The 13245-nt window shown below is 62.2% G+C and carries 13 protein-coding genes; 9 read left to right on the forward strand and 4 right to left on the reverse strand.

Features of this window, described 5'->3' with window-relative positions; translation table 11 throughout:
* Nucleotides 1–652: 652 nt before the first annotated feature.
* From CR492_RS19695 to serA, 3 genes are all read left to right on the forward strand, one after another.
* Nucleotides 653–2134: a hypothetical protein gene (locus CR492_RS19695; RefSeq protein WP_146030344.1), complete on the forward strand. Its 1482-nt coding sequence runs from the start codon at nt 653–655 to the stop codon at nt 2132–2134.
* Nucleotides 2135–2398: 264 nt separating this feature from the next.
* Nucleotides 2399–3571: a phosphoserine transaminase gene (locus tag CR492_RS19700; protein ID WP_102845430.1), complete on the forward strand. Its 1173-nt coding sequence runs from the start codon at nt 2399–2401 to the stop codon at nt 3569–3571.
* 81 nt (nt 3572–3652) lie between these two features.
* Nucleotides 3653–5248: a phosphoglycerate dehydrogenase gene (gene serA, locus CR492_RS19705; protein WP_102845424.1), complete on the forward strand. Its 1596-nt coding sequence runs from the start codon at nt 3653–3655 to the stop codon at nt 5246–5248.
* A gap of 66 nt (nt 5249–5314) precedes the next feature.
* Here serA and CR492_RS19710 read toward each other — a convergent pair whose 3' ends face one another.
* Nucleotides 5315–6175: an aldose 1-epimerase family protein gene (locus CR492_RS19710; RefSeq protein WP_102845431.1), complete on the reverse strand. Its 861-nt coding sequence runs from the start codon at nt 6173–6175 to the stop codon at nt 5315–5317.
* A gap of 60 nt (nt 6176–6235) precedes the next feature.
* Nucleotides 6236–7192, reverse strand: a complete 957-nt coding sequence (locus tag CR492_RS19715) for a LysR family transcriptional regulator (RefSeq protein WP_180982643.1) — start codon at nt 7190–7192, stop codon at nt 6236–6238.
* An 84-nt stretch (nt 7193–7276) separates the two neighbouring features.
* Here CR492_RS19715 and CR492_RS19720 point away from each other — a divergent pair, with 84 nt between their 5' ends.
* From CR492_RS19720 to CR492_RS19735, 5 genes are all read left to right on the forward strand, one after another.
* Nucleotides 7277–7615: a hypothetical protein gene (locus tag CR492_RS19720; protein ID WP_102845432.1), complete on the forward strand. Its 339-nt coding sequence runs from the start codon at nt 7277–7279 to the stop codon at nt 7613–7615.
* Nucleotides 7616–7826: 211 nt separating this feature from the next.
* Nucleotides 7827–8252: an ArsC/Spx/MgsR family protein gene (locus tag CR492_RS19725; protein ID WP_102845426.1), complete on the forward strand. Its 426-nt coding sequence runs from the start codon at nt 7827–7829 to the stop codon at nt 8250–8252.
* Nucleotides 8253–8335: 83 nt separating this feature from the next.
* Nucleotides 8336–8644, forward strand: coding sequence for a DUF6156 family protein (locus CR492_RS19730; protein ID WP_102845433.1), 309 nt, complete (start codon nt 8336–8338; stop codon nt 8642–8644).
* 27 nt (nt 8645–8671) lie between these two features.
* Nucleotides 8672–8839 (forward strand): hypothetical protein, encoded by a 168-nt coding sequence (locus tag CR492_RS20925; protein ID WP_180982642.1) that lies wholly within the window; start codon nt 8672–8674, stop codon nt 8837–8839.
* A gap of 2 nt (nt 8840–8841) precedes the next feature.
* Nucleotides 8842–9255 carry a group II truncated hemoglobin gene (locus CR492_RS19735; RefSeq protein WP_102845427.1) on the forward strand — a complete coding sequence of 138 codons (414 nt, stop codon included), beginning with the start codon at nt 8842–8844 and terminating at the stop codon, nt 9253–9255.
* A gap of 25 nt (nt 9256–9280) precedes the next feature.
* On the opposite strand, the gene CR492_RS19740 is transcribed toward CR492_RS19735, so the two are convergent.
* Nucleotides 9281–10993, reverse strand: a complete 1713-nt coding sequence (locus tag CR492_RS19740; RefSeq protein WP_102845434.1) for an AAA family ATPase — start codon at nt 10991–10993, stop codon at nt 9281–9283.
* Entirely contained in the window at nt 10990–12600 is a 1611-nt protein-coding gene (locus CR492_RS19745) for a SagB/ThcOx family dehydrogenase (RefSeq protein ID WP_102845428.1), read from the reverse strand. The genes CR492_RS19740 and CR492_RS19745 overlap by 4 nt, the downstream gene beginning before the upstream one ends.
* A 174-nt stretch (nt 12601–12774) precedes the next feature.
* On the opposite strand from CR492_RS19745, the gene CR492_RS19750 reads away from it, so the two are divergent.
* A complete protein-coding gene (locus tag CR492_RS19750) occupies nt 12775–13095 on the forward strand; it encodes a hypothetical protein (RefSeq protein ID WP_102845429.1) in 321 nt (106 codons plus the stop codon).
* The last annotated feature ends 150 nt before the right edge of the window (nt 13096–13245 follow it).

Raw genomic sequence — 13245 nt, forward strand, 5'->3', positions numbered from 1 at the left:
CAGTACCCCCGCGGTTCCGGTCCCCAACCCCCTCGCTCCAAACAGCGGCGCAGTCGCCCCCCCGAACTGTGGGCCGGAAACCAAATGGCCGATCTGTGCGGGCGATTATTATCCCAACCTCGATCAGGGCCAGTTGGGCCACGGCTCCAAATGCCCCGCTACCGGCCCCTGCAACCAACAGACAGCGCCGATTTGCCAGGACGCAGACGAAACAAACTGCGTGGCGACGGTCATCAATGACTATACGACCAGCTTCAACTATGCGTCTTACAATTTCGCCGCTGTGTGGCTGCGCACGCGTTGGCACCTCGTCAGCAACAGTTTTTTATCCGATGTCCAGAACGCTGGCCTGTCCTTCATTTCCGGCGGAGACTATACGCATTCCTCGGCGATCAAGGGACTGTGGGAGCTCGCTCTGAAAACCGTCTTCGTTGGACAAACGCAACCGTCGACAGAGGATCACGGCTTTGCTTCAGCGCGGAGCCCGTTCAACAAGCAAACCAAGCTCGAATGCGACTATTCCGCCGATCAATCACGCGCATGCACCTCCGTGAAGAACAGCATGGTGATGGGGCCCTTTACCGCCTTCAGCGTCGCCCAGCACATGTTCAACATCTATGATGGGCCGGCCCATCAGGATTCAAACGCCTATATGGACATCAAGAAAATCGACATTGGCCCGAAAGCTGACAAAGATTCGACCGTCTACTGGCAGGTCAACGGCATCCCCAAGGCGGTGCTGGTCGACAAAGTCACTCCCAAGATCAAAAAAGATCAATGCTACATTCCAAATGCCGCCATTGGTTGGAAGCAGCCGAACGGGTTTTACTATCCGCCTAACTTCCGCTCGCGCAATCTTTTCTTTGAAGACGTCGATATTCGACATCTCGTGATCGTGCCGCAACACAAACCCAACACTTATGTCACGAATACCACTCAGACCGCCGCGCGTTACTGCACATCGAACGACACGACCTTCGGAGAGTTCAGCTCGGTCGACCGGCAGACCGAATTGACCGACGATGACGGATCGTTGACCGGTTTGGCGAAAACGACGTCGGTGAATGAAGATCCATTTTTCAAGGCCCCGATCGAAAGCGTCGAATGCCAGTCCGACGGAGCCGTTACGGAGGGCGGCACGGCACGGACCAGCCCTTACGACTATCTGACGACCGTGGTCTATCCGGAGGCGACGAAACAAGTGTCGCCGCCGCCGCCTGACGCCGGATATTTGTCTTGCGGCGACACGGAATGGGATTCAGAAGCGACCAACCCGCGCCAATTTGGCGTTCCCCTCTACCGCGAGTATCAGACCGGCTCGGAGTGGCTCAAAAAAGCGCCTGAATTCATCCGGATGGCGGGCATGAATCTCTGCCAGCGGGAGACCATGACGGTCAATAACGGCCATTACTTTTTTGATACGACCTCGAGCAAGACGACGCAGACGACGGCGCCATGGAAGCCGCAGGATATTAGAAAAATCGGAAACAACCCGCCGATAAATTATGGCGGATTGATAAGCGTCTTCAAAGCCGGTCAGACTTATGACTTCTTCAATGTGTTTGCGACGGAGAAGACGGCGCAAACCTATCAGATGTATGTCGGCCCCGAGTTCGTCGTGGCCGATGGGTTCAAAAGAATCCGCGTTGACGTCAGGAACCCGCCATTTATTATTTCGCCCGACCCGAGCAATCCTGACAGCATCGTGCCGAAATATGATCCGACCACCGGCATTTTGACTGTCTCGCTCAACCTCAGCGCCTACAAAAGCAGTTTCGACGCAGCCAAAAGCGGCCATTGCGTGCCGCAAACATTCTGCAGCTACGTTGGCTCGACATGCGTTGGTGCGGCCACGCCCTATCCGCCTTCGAATTTAACCAAGGCGGAGCGCGACATCACCTGCGGCTATGCCGGCAAGGACATTGATTGCCCGAACGGCGGCTGTATCGGGTTTTCGGTGAAAATGCCTCCCAAGTTCGTCGCGTCGGATCAGACGACCGCACAGGCATTGCCGGCAAAGGCGGCGAGTTGCTTTCCAAATGACGCCACCTGGAACGTGACCCCGCTTGCGGCCTTAAAGCCGCTCGCCGGCTCTTGCTTTAACTCTCCCCTCGTCAAGGATTTCTGCAAATAGCGGCCTGATCGCTATTTTGCGGCGCAAGCGCCGCCCGCGCTCAACCCGCGGGCGGCAAGTCGGCGCGGCTCGACTACGCATATAGAACTATTGTTTTGCCTCTCCCAAAATTCGATAAGGCGATGAACGGCGTTACGCGAAAGCCGGCCGCCAAATGCGGATCGCGCTGGGCGGATCGCCTATCCAGGCACGAGTTGCAAACCGGTGCGGACGCTAATCTGCGCGCGCATCGATGATCTGCGACATGATATTGGGAGGGTCAAGATGACCCATTCGGCTCCGGGGACGCGGCCCTCGCGCGCCTATTTTTCCTCAGGTCCTTGCGCAAAACGTCCGGGGTGGCGGCTGCAGGACCTCGCCGGCGCGCTGCTGGGACGCTCGCATCGGGCCAAAGCCGGCAAGGCGAAGCTAAAACGCGCCATCGACCTGACGCGCGAGCTTTTGCAGATTCCGGCCGATTATCGCATCGGCATCGTCCCGGGCTCCGACACTGGCGCTGTGGAAATGGCCCTTTGGTCCCTGCTCGGACAGCGCGGCGTCGATGTGCTCGCCTGGGAATCCTTCGGCCAGGGATGGGTCACCGATATCGTCAAGCAGCTGAAGCTGAAGGACGCGCGGGTTCTTTCCGCCGGCTATGGAGAAATCCCCGATCTCGCCAGCGTCGATTTCGGCAACGACGTCGTGTTCGCCTGGAACGGAACGACCTCGGGGGTCCGCGTCCCTAATGCGGACTGGATCGCCGCGGATCGCGCCGGCCTGACGATCTGCGACGCAACCTCCGCCGCTTTCGCGCAGGAGCTCGACTGGGCAAAGCTCGACGTCACAACCCTGTCCTGGCAAAAGGCGCTCGGCGGCGAGGCCGGCCATGGCATGATCGTGCTGTCGCCGCGCGCCGTCGCCAGGCTGGAAAGCTATGCGCCCGCATGGCCGCTGCCGAAGCTGTTTCGCCTGACCAGCGGCGGCAAACTGATCGAAGGCATTTTCGAGGGCGAAACCATCAACACGCCTTCGATGCTCTGCGTCGAGGATTATATCGACGCGCTCGAATGGGGAAAATCGATTGGCGGCCTTCCGGCCCTGATCGCCCGCGCCAACGCCAATACAAAGACGCTCGCCGACTGGGTCGCAGCGACCCCCTGGATCGATTTCCTCGCCCGAGACCCCGCGACGCGATCCAACACAAGCGTCTGCCTCAAAGTGGTCGATCCGGCGATCGCCGCGCTTGGCGCTGACGCAGAGAGCCGCTTTGCGAAAACGCTCGCGAGCCTGCTCGAAAAGGAAAACGTCGCCTATGACATCGGCGCCTATCGCGACGCGCCGCCGGGCCTGCGCATCTGGTGTGGCGCGACCGTCGAGGCGAGCGATATCAAAGCGCTGACGCATTGGCTCGACTACGCCTTCGCCACCGCCAAGCGCGATTTTGTGAAAGCCGCCTGACCGGCCGTTTTCGCGCAGAGAACACGAGCGCGCGGCGTTTCGGTCGCAGCGCTCCAGACCCAATTTGAATCGGAGAATTTCATGCCTCGGCGCGTTTTGATCTCGGACGCCCTTTCGCCCGCCGCCGTCGCCATCTTCAAGGACCGCGGCGTCGAGGTTGATTTTCAGCCCTCTCTCGGCAAGGACGCGGAAAAGCTCGCGGCGGTCATCAAGGATTTCGACGGTCTTGCGATCCGCTCGGCGACGAAGGTCACTGCCGCGATCCTTGAAAACGCCAGCCGGCTGAAAGTCATCGGTCGCGCTGGCATCGGCGTCGACAATGTCGATATACCGGCTGCGACTGCCAGGGGCGTGATCGTCATGAACACGCCTTTCGGCAATTCGATCACCACCGCGGAACATGCCATCGCGCTGATGTTCGCGCTGGCGCGCCAGATTCCGGCGGCCGACGCCTCGACCCAGGCGGGCAAATGGGAGAAGAACCGCTTCATGGGCCTTGAGATCACCGGCAAGGTGATGGGCGTCATCGGCTGCGGCAATATTGGCGCGATCGTCGCCTCGCGCGCGATCGGTTTGCACATGCATGTCATCGCCTACGACCCGTTTCTGTCGCCGGAAAAGGCGCGCGACCTCGACGTCGAAAAGGTCGATCTCGACGATCTTCTGGCGCGGGCCGACGTCATCACCCTGCACACGCCGCTGACGCCGCAGACCAAGCATATTTTATCCGCCGAAAGCCTCGCCAAGACAAAAAAAGGCGTGCGCATCATCAATTGCGCGCGCGGCGGCCTTGTCGACGAAGCGGCTTTGCGCGCGCTGCTCGATTCCGGCCACGTCGGCGGCGCGGCCTTCGATGTCTTCGTCAAGGAGCCGGCGACCGAAAATCCGCTGTTCGGCCATCCGAATGTCGTCTGCACGCCCCATCTCGGCGCTTCGACCAATGAGGCGCAGGAAAATGTCGCTTTGCAGATCGCCGAGCAGATGTCGGATTATCTGACCCGCGGCGCGATTTCGAACGCCGTCAATTTTCCCTCGATCAGCGCGGAGGAGGCGCCGAAGCTCAGGCCCTTCATCGCTCTGGCCGACCACCTCGGCGCCTTCGGCGGCCAGACGGTCGACAGCGGCGTCAAGAAGGTCACGATCATCTATGAAGGCGCCGTCGCGCAATTGAAGACAAAGGCGCTGACGGCCTCCGTCGTCGCCGGCCTTTTGCGCCCTCTGCTTGCCGACGTCAGCGTCGTTTCCGCGCCGGCCGTCGCCAAGGAGCGCGGCGTCGTGGTCGATGAAGTCATCCGCGCCTCCGACGGCGATTATGAGTCGCTGATCACGCTGATCGTCGAGACCGAGACGCATGAGCGCCGCATCAGCGGCACGGTGTTTCACGCCGGCAAGCCGCGCATCATTTCGGTCAATGGCATCGAGGTCGACGCGGTCGTCGCGCCCGTGATGATCTATGTCAGCAATGATGACAAGCCGGGCTTCGTCGGCCGCTTCACCAGCATTCTCGGCGCGGCAGGGCTGAATATCGCGACCTTCGCCCTCGGCCGCGACCGCGAGGGCGGCTCGGCGGTCGCGCTTATCGCGGTCGACGGCGCCGTGCCCGATGCGGTTCTCACCGACATTCGCGCGACGCCCGGCGTGAAGGAAGTCAAAGCGCTGCATTTCACGCCTGCTTAAGCATCGTCAAACCGCGTTATGCTTCGCGGAACGTCGCAAAACTCGACAGCAGCTCGCCGCTCGGCCTCAAATCGCCCTGATGCGCATTTCAGCCGAGCGCGTCTCGCCCGGAGCAATCAGCGCGAGGCCTGGCTTTGCCGCGAAAGGTCCCTCGAAGCCCACGGGACTCGCCGCGCCAAGCCAGGGCTCGATGCATAAAAACCGCGCGCCCGGCTTCATCCAGAGTCCGAGTTCACGAAAGCCCTCCCATTCGACTTCGACGCCAGGGCCCTGCGGCGCGGCGAAGCGGACGGATCGGCTCGCCACGCGATCGAGGATGATCGCGTCCGCCTCGAACAGATTTTCGCGCAACGCCAGGCGCTTTCCCTCGATCGGCGTGGCGAGTTCCTCCGGCTTCAGCAATCCGCCGGCAAGCCGCCGGATCGGCGCGGGCTCTTCCTCCGAAAATAGCAGCGCGTAATCTTCTTGAGCGATGTCCGGCCGCAGCGGCCAGTTGAACGCCGGATGCGCGCCGAAGGAGGCCGGGAGGATTTCCGCGCCCGTATTGACGACGGCGAAGCCAACGTGAAGCTCGCCGCCGGCGAGCCGATAGGACAGCTCCAGCCGAAACGAAAACGGATATTTCGCGCGCGTCTCTTCGTCATCTACAAGCTGGAGGCTGCAGCTGTCGGCGGCGCGCGCCATCCAGCTGAAGACGCGGTCGCGCGCAAATCCATGCTGCGTCATGCGATAGCTCTTGCCGTCGTGCGTCAGCAAATCCTCATTGAGGCGACCGACGATCGGGAACAACACTGGCGCATAGCGCGGCCACGCCGGGCCCGCCTGCCAGATATATTCGGTTCCCTCCGGGTCCGTCAGCGAGGTCAGCTCGGCGCCAGCCGCCGTGATGACGGCACTCAGCCGCCCATCCCTAATTTTATGCTCCACGTCGGGCTTCTCCGTTGCGACACGCCCCACAGTAGCGTGGACGCCGCAGCGGCGAAATCCTCACGCCGATTTGCGCGCGACCGCAGAATGATCGGAGGAAGCGAAGAGATTCGTCACCACGCTGCGCAGCCAGACATGCGCCGGGTCGCGATCATAGGAGGCGTGCCAAAGCAGGGAGATCGTCACTTCGGGCAAATCCACCGGAGGCGGGCTGAGGCTGAGGTCGAACAGCGCGGCGAAATAGCGCGCCAGCCGCGCATGCATGGTGGTGATGACCGGCGCCCCGCGCACAAGAAAGGGCACGGCGGCGAAGCGCGGCGTCGTCAGGGCGACCATGCGATGCAGGCCAAGCGCCTCGAGGGCGTCGTCAACGGCGCCGCGTTCGCCCTTGCGCAGGCTCGTCAGCACATGCGGCAGGCGAACATAATCCGCAAGCGAGATCGGCGGCTCGACGCCGACGCGCGCGGCGTTGAACATGCAAAGATAGCTGTCCGTCGCCAGCAGCCGCCGTTTGTGATGGACCTGTCCGTCGGCAAAGGTTCCAAAGCCGATGGCGAGGTCGAGCCTGTCCGCGTCGAGATCGTCGAGCACTTTCAGCGAATCGATCGAGAACAGACGAAGCCGCACATGCGGCGCAACCTCGCAGAGATGCGCGAGCAGCGTCGGCGCGCGCAAGGCCTCGGTGCTGTCCGGCAGACCGAGCCGGAAAATCCGTTCCGATGTCGCCGGATTGAAGACCTCATTGCGGATGACCAAAGCCTCGATCTGATCGAGCGCCGCGCGCAAAGGCTCGATCAGGCCGAGGGCGCGCGGCGTCAGCCGCATGCCGTGCGGGCCGCGCGTCATGATCTCGTCCGAAAACAGCGCGCGAAGACGCGACAGATTATGGCTCATCGCCGACTGTTTCAGGCCGATCCGCGCCGCCGCGCGGGTGACGCTGCGCTCGGTCAGCAGCGCATCGAGCGCAACCAGCAGATTGAGATCGACGCCAGCTAAATTGTTTTTATCAATGACCATCATGCAGCCTATCGGTTTGACTAATGATGCCATGAGGATCATCTCTGCTGCAACGGCGAAACACGCCAAGCAATGGAGTTGATCATGAAAATTCGTAACATCCTTCTCGCGGCGGCAGCGGCGCTGACCTTCATCGGTTCTGCGCAGGCGGCCGAGGTGGCCCCGATGCGTGGCCACGCCATCGACCTCGGAGACCTCTCGGGCACGGCCTATTATACGGTTGAGAACGGCGCCTTCCATGTCGTCGCCACGATCGCCCGCGAGGGCGAGCACACCTTGCCAATCCGGTTCGAAACCACGCTCGCGCCGGGGCAGAGCGTCGTGCTCTCGACCCCCCATGAGCTCGGCTATGCAGCTGATGCTGTGGAGATCGTCCGTCTCAACGACGCGGTCATCATGCACAAGTCGCCAGCGACCAATTAAGGTCAGCTGGTGTCGAAAGTCGGTCCGGGCGGCGGCGGCCCCTCGCCGCCCGGACGCAGTCATGCTCCCGAGGACGACGGAACAGAACTTGCTGTTCCAGGCGTAAGGGGATGCAAAACATTCTGAGCGTCCCAACGAACGGCGATTTTTGTCTGATTTGTCCGGTAGCGGACATTTCGGCGTCAGAAAAGCGCGCGGCGGAGGGTTGTGCATGACGAGCGTCATTTTTTATGAAAAGCCCGGCTGCGCCAATAACACAAGGCAAAAGCGGCTGCTCCAGGACGCTGGCCATAGCCTCAGCGTGCGCAATCTTTTGACCGAGCCCTGGACCGCTGAACGGCTTCTCGCGTTTTTCGGCGAACGGCCCGTCGCGGAATGGTTCAACAAGGCGGCGCCGCGCGTCAAATCCGGCGAAGTCAACCCGCATGGTCTCGACGCCGGCGCCGCCATCGCGCTGATGCTTGCCGAACCATTGCTGATCCGCCGGCCGCTGATGGAGGCTGACGGCGCCCGCTCCGTCGGCTTCGACCCGGCCGATGTCGACGCATGGATTGGCCTTGGACCCAAAACCCCTGACGTCGATCTCGAGACATGCCGCCGCGAGGCGGCGAAAGCCAAGGCCCTCGCCCTGGATTGAGCGGCGTCCTGCCCGCTCCATGGCGCCGGAGGGCGCAGCCGCGGAAGAGGCGCATCTTCCTTTCCACGCAGACGAGCTTTGCAATGACGCCCCCGATGAAACAGGAATGCCGCTACTTTTTGTCCTACAGCGGCGTCAAACTGCCGATCAATCTTGTGAGCCCGCTCGAGCCCGAAGCGCTGGCAAATCGCAACACCTACATCCGCGCCTGGTTCGATGCACGGGAGCGGCTGATCCGTTTCGAAAAGCTCGTTTATGGCGAGATCGAGCTCGTTCACTGCTACGACTATGACGATGACGGCGTGTTGCGCCGCGCCGAAATCACCATGCTGGACGAGGAGCCGGTCTGCATCTCCTTCGATCAGGCCTCCTCCGACGCGCCTGTGGCCTGAAACCTGCCAGTCGCAAGGAGAGCCGCGTTGACGGTCGCCGAATTGCTCGAAGAGCTCGCCAAATTGCCGAAGGAAGCCGTGGTGCTGATGGACAATGGCGGCGGTCTGTCGCTCGTCGCCGGGGTCGATTTCGTCGCCGATCAGGGACCGGGAGCGCCGGCGGAAGTCATTTTGCTGCCCAATATGGACGAATAGCGATGACGCTGCCCGGCGACGCGGCGGCGACCCGGCCGATGTTCGCGCGCATCGGCGGCGCCATCGCGATCGACCGGCTTGTCGAGGCGTTCTACCGGCGCATGGACAGCGAGCCCTCCGCCAAGGCGCTTCGCGCCATGCATAGCGAGGATCTCGGCCCGACGCGGCAATTGTTGAAAAGATATTTGCTGGAATGGATGGGCGGCCCGAAACTCTATACGGCGATGCGCGGCCAGCCGCGGCTGCGCGAGCGTCACCTCTCCTTTTCGATCGGGGCGGCGGAGCGCGACGCATGGCTCTTTTGCATGCGTGGCGCGCTGGAGGAGACGATCGAGGCGCCGGATCTTCGCGCCGACATCGACGCCGCGCTGACAAAACTCACCTTCTGGATGCGCAACCAGGCAGATGAAGCTTAACCCGCCAGGGGAATGGCTCGCTCTCTCAGGCTGAGGCGAGCGCCGCCGCGCGCGCCGAATCGAGGCCGCGGAACACCGCGCAACGCTGAAACACATGCATGTCCGGCGCGGTCTTTTTCTGGTGGCAATATTTGGCGGCCAGCTTGGCGAGGCCCTTGATGTCGCGCCCCGACGCGGCGGGGAAGGAATCGACCAGACCGTCAATCAGCGCATCCGAAATATTGAGCGCGAATTGTTCGGCCATCACGCGCCAGATGCGGCGCTTGGCGTCATCGTCCGGCGGATAATATTTGATGAGCGCGATGCAGCGCGACACGATCGCCTCGTCGATATCGTCGACCCTGTTCGTAGTCAGGAACAACAGGCCGTTGAAATATTCGAGCACGCGCAGGAAGACGCCGACGACCGCGTTCATGGCGATGTTGTCATCGCGCCGCTTGATGTAAACATCAGCCTCGTCGATCAGCATCACCGCGCCCCAGCGTTGCGCGCGCGTCAGAATGTCCTTCAGGGCCGTCTCCATCGTCGTGACGTTGAGGCCAAGTTGTCCCGAATGAATGCGGTAGAGCGGGCGCTGGATGATCTCGGAATAGACTTCGGCGGTCAGAGTCTTGCCGACGCCCGGAGGGCCGGCGCAAAGCACGGTCGTGCCGCCTGATTTGCCCTCGACGATATCGTCCATCAGAACGTCCATTTCGGCGGTCAGGATGTCGATGAGGTCCGTCTGCTCCGGCGGCAGTACGAGTTTGTTCTTCAATTCCGGCTGATAGCGATAGAGCGACATTTCATCGACATGCACCCACAGATGATGATGCAGGTCGAGATGGAACATCAGGATGTAGGGATGCACCGGCAGCTGGGTGAAGAGGCCTGCCGGCATCTTTTCCCGTAATTCGTTGATCTCGTCCTCGGCGGCAAAATGATTGCTTTTCGAGGCCTTCCGAGCGAAATGGGCGAGCACGTCCCCCGGCGCCTCAAGCGTCAGGGCGCGGGCGGAGAGCACTTCTTCGTCGTTGACGAGCCGCGCCGCGCCGCCGCCCGTCGAAAGCACGACGATGTCCTTGCGCGACCAGTCTGTGTCGCGATGGGAGGCGTTCGGATCTTCGGCGTGAAACCCTGTTCCCCGTCCAAGAAACTGTGCGCCATAGCGCTGACGCCATTCGAAGTAGCGCTCGGCCGCCTGATCGAAAGCCTCGATCAGCTCCGGCGTCTCGCGCAAAAACCCTTTGGCGGCCAGAATTTCGTTCAGCGTCCGCCCCGCTATATCGGCGGCGGCGATGCGAATTCCGCTGTTCTGCAGCACGCCTTTGGCGTTCGCCTTCAGTTCGATGAGGATCTTGCCGGTCTCGTCATTCGAGGCGGGCACATAGTCGAAGCGGGTAATCAGATAGGGCAGCGCCTTCGCCGAAACGCTCGCCGTGAACAGCCAGCCGCGGATGGCGTTCGCGGTCAGATGGCGCACCAGCGCGGGAAGAACCATTTCGAGATCGCCAGGCTCGTAGCGCTTGCCCGCCTCGGTCAGCGCTGCGCGCAACGTCGCCAGCTGCGCCGCGCGCGCCTGTTTCTCGCTTCCGGAGCCGCGATAAAGATCCTCGAGAAAATCGAGCTCGTCGGACGCCAGATGCGTCAGATCGAGTTCGACCTTGTCGCTGAAGCGCAATTGTGCGGAAAGACCCGCATGCGCCGGAAATTTCGTGACCAAAGCCTCGACGAAAGGCCGTTCGATCTGGATGTTCATCGCCTGATCCATCTTTCTCGCGGGTAAGGCGGGAGCGTCAGGATACGGGCGTCCTCGACCGCCGCTCCCACCGTGAAATGATAGATGTCCTGGAATTGCGTCGATGCGGGTGCAAGCCCAAGCAGGGAATGGACTTCGTCGTCGAAGAAGCAGCCGATGCCGGTTCCCGCGACGCCGAGCGCGCTTGCCCAGAGGTAGAAGGCCTGGCCGATGAGGCCGGCCTCCCAATGCAGCCGGCGGTAGGCGAATGCGCCCTCGGCGTCGAGCGCCGCGTCGAATTCGGCGATCATCGCGACGCTGAAACATCCTTTGCCGGCAATTCCCTGCAAGCAGGACAGCCGCGTCGCTTCGCGCTCGACGGGATCGGCGCGAAGCCGATAGAGCGGGAGACTGTCAAGATCGACAGGCGACCAGTCGAATTGGCGGGAGGCCGAAGCGCGCAGCCGCGCCGCGATATGTTCGTCCCGCCCGAGGACGTAGAGGCCCGGCTCGATCCCGTCGACGCGATGAACAAATATGACGAGGGTAATGGCGGGCGGCCAGACGAAACCGTCAAGCAGGGGCGCCGCGCCCGGCAGCGTCGCCGCGAGCATCGCCGCGAAAGACCCGCGCGAAATCGCCGTTGCGCCATCCATCCGCTGCGCGCTGCGCCGGCCGCGCACGCAAGCTTCCGTGCTTACGCCGGCGACCGGCGGCAGGGGATATCGGGGCGCTGCGGGAACGATCGCTGCGCTGCGCGGCTTGCGGCAAAATTGCACGGCAAGATCGACCAGCGGCCAGCCATCGTGATCCTCGCTGACGCGATTGGCGCGGCCATGCCATGTGCGCGGCGCGTCAGCGAGAGACTTAAGGTCGAGCGTCGCCGGCGCAGCGCCGTCACCTGAAATCCACAACAGCAGATCGGCATGCTCAACCTCGCGCCTGTGCCAGGCGTCCGGACGAGAAAGGCCGAGAAGTGTGTCAAGCTGGTCGTCGGAAACCTCGGGCAAGATCTCGGCGCGCCAGCCAAGCGCGGCGGCCGCCTGCGCCGCGGCGCCAATTGCGTGGCCGGCGTCGAGCTGGCAGTAACGGAAGGCGCGCTCGCCATATTTCCACGCCTCGCGCCAGGGAATCGAGGTCAGGCCCAGCAGGAAACCCTCAGCGGGCAACATACGGTCTGCTTCATAAATCGCGCGCGTCTCCAGGGCGTGAGCGAGCGGCGCATAATGATAGAGCGCGGCGCTCTCTCCGACGCCCGGCGCGGCGTCAAGCAAGACATAGGCTTCGGACGGGTGAAGATTGCCGCTCGAGGGATTGTTGCGCAGCGCCCAGGTCGACCCTTCAGCGCTTTTCCAGGCGCTGAGTCCGAACGCCAGCTCCAGAAAGAGCGCGATCGCGTCGCGATCGACCGGCGCGCTGCGAAGAGCGGGCCCGGGAAACGGCGATGCATCGGCCGACTCAATGAGCGGCAGAACGATCTGCGGGCTTTCGGCAAACAACCGGTAGGGCGAGGGCTGCGAGGACCAGTCCAGAAATGCCGGGCCCAGCGCATAGCGATTCGACGCATGCTTCGTGCGCTGGTGATAACCGCGGATATCGATCGGCATCTGATCGCGAGAAAAATTCAACAAGAACCTCACGCGCAACGCGGCGGCGCCTCAGGACGAGGGCACGGTTCTTGTTTCAAGGATCATGCCTCTTTGCGGCGGCGCAAAAGACATTGGCAGATGAAGTTGAATCAATAGGTTGCAGAGGCGCCAGATCGCGCTGGGAGTCCGCGCGGGAACAAACAGGACAAGACAATGTCGGAAAATGTCGGCTTTGCCGCCAAAGCCAGTCGCGCCTTCGGCGTCCTGGCGGCGATTGCGATCGGCGCCCAACCAGTGCGATTTCTGACGCGGGAGGAGGCTTTGATCCTGTCGCGGGCGATTGAGGCCGTGGCGGCGGGAGCGAGCCCCGAACGGCAGATCTTCATGAGCCCGATCGCCAGCGATCAGGATTTTGACGCGCTGGCGCAAGAAAACGGGATCAGCATCATGGCCGACGGCTGCGACGACGTCTTTCTGGATTGGACGCACGCGCTCGCACTCGCCCAAACGTTAAAGGGCTTTGCGGATGGTTGAAGGGGAAGCGTGCTTTAGCCGCACGAAAGCCCGGCTTTTTGGGCCGGGTTTGTGATGTTTTGGGGATGGTTTGGTGATTGAGGCTTGTTGTTTGCTTTGTGTTTTGCAGGCCTGGCGGCGACCTACTCTCCCAGGTCTTGAGACATAGTA

The sequence above is a fragment of the Methylocella silvestris genome (assembly GCF_002891535.1).
GTDB classification, from domain to species: domain Bacteria; phylum Pseudomonadota; class Alphaproteobacteria; order Rhizobiales; family Beijerinckiaceae; genus Methylocapsa; species Methylocapsa silvestris_A.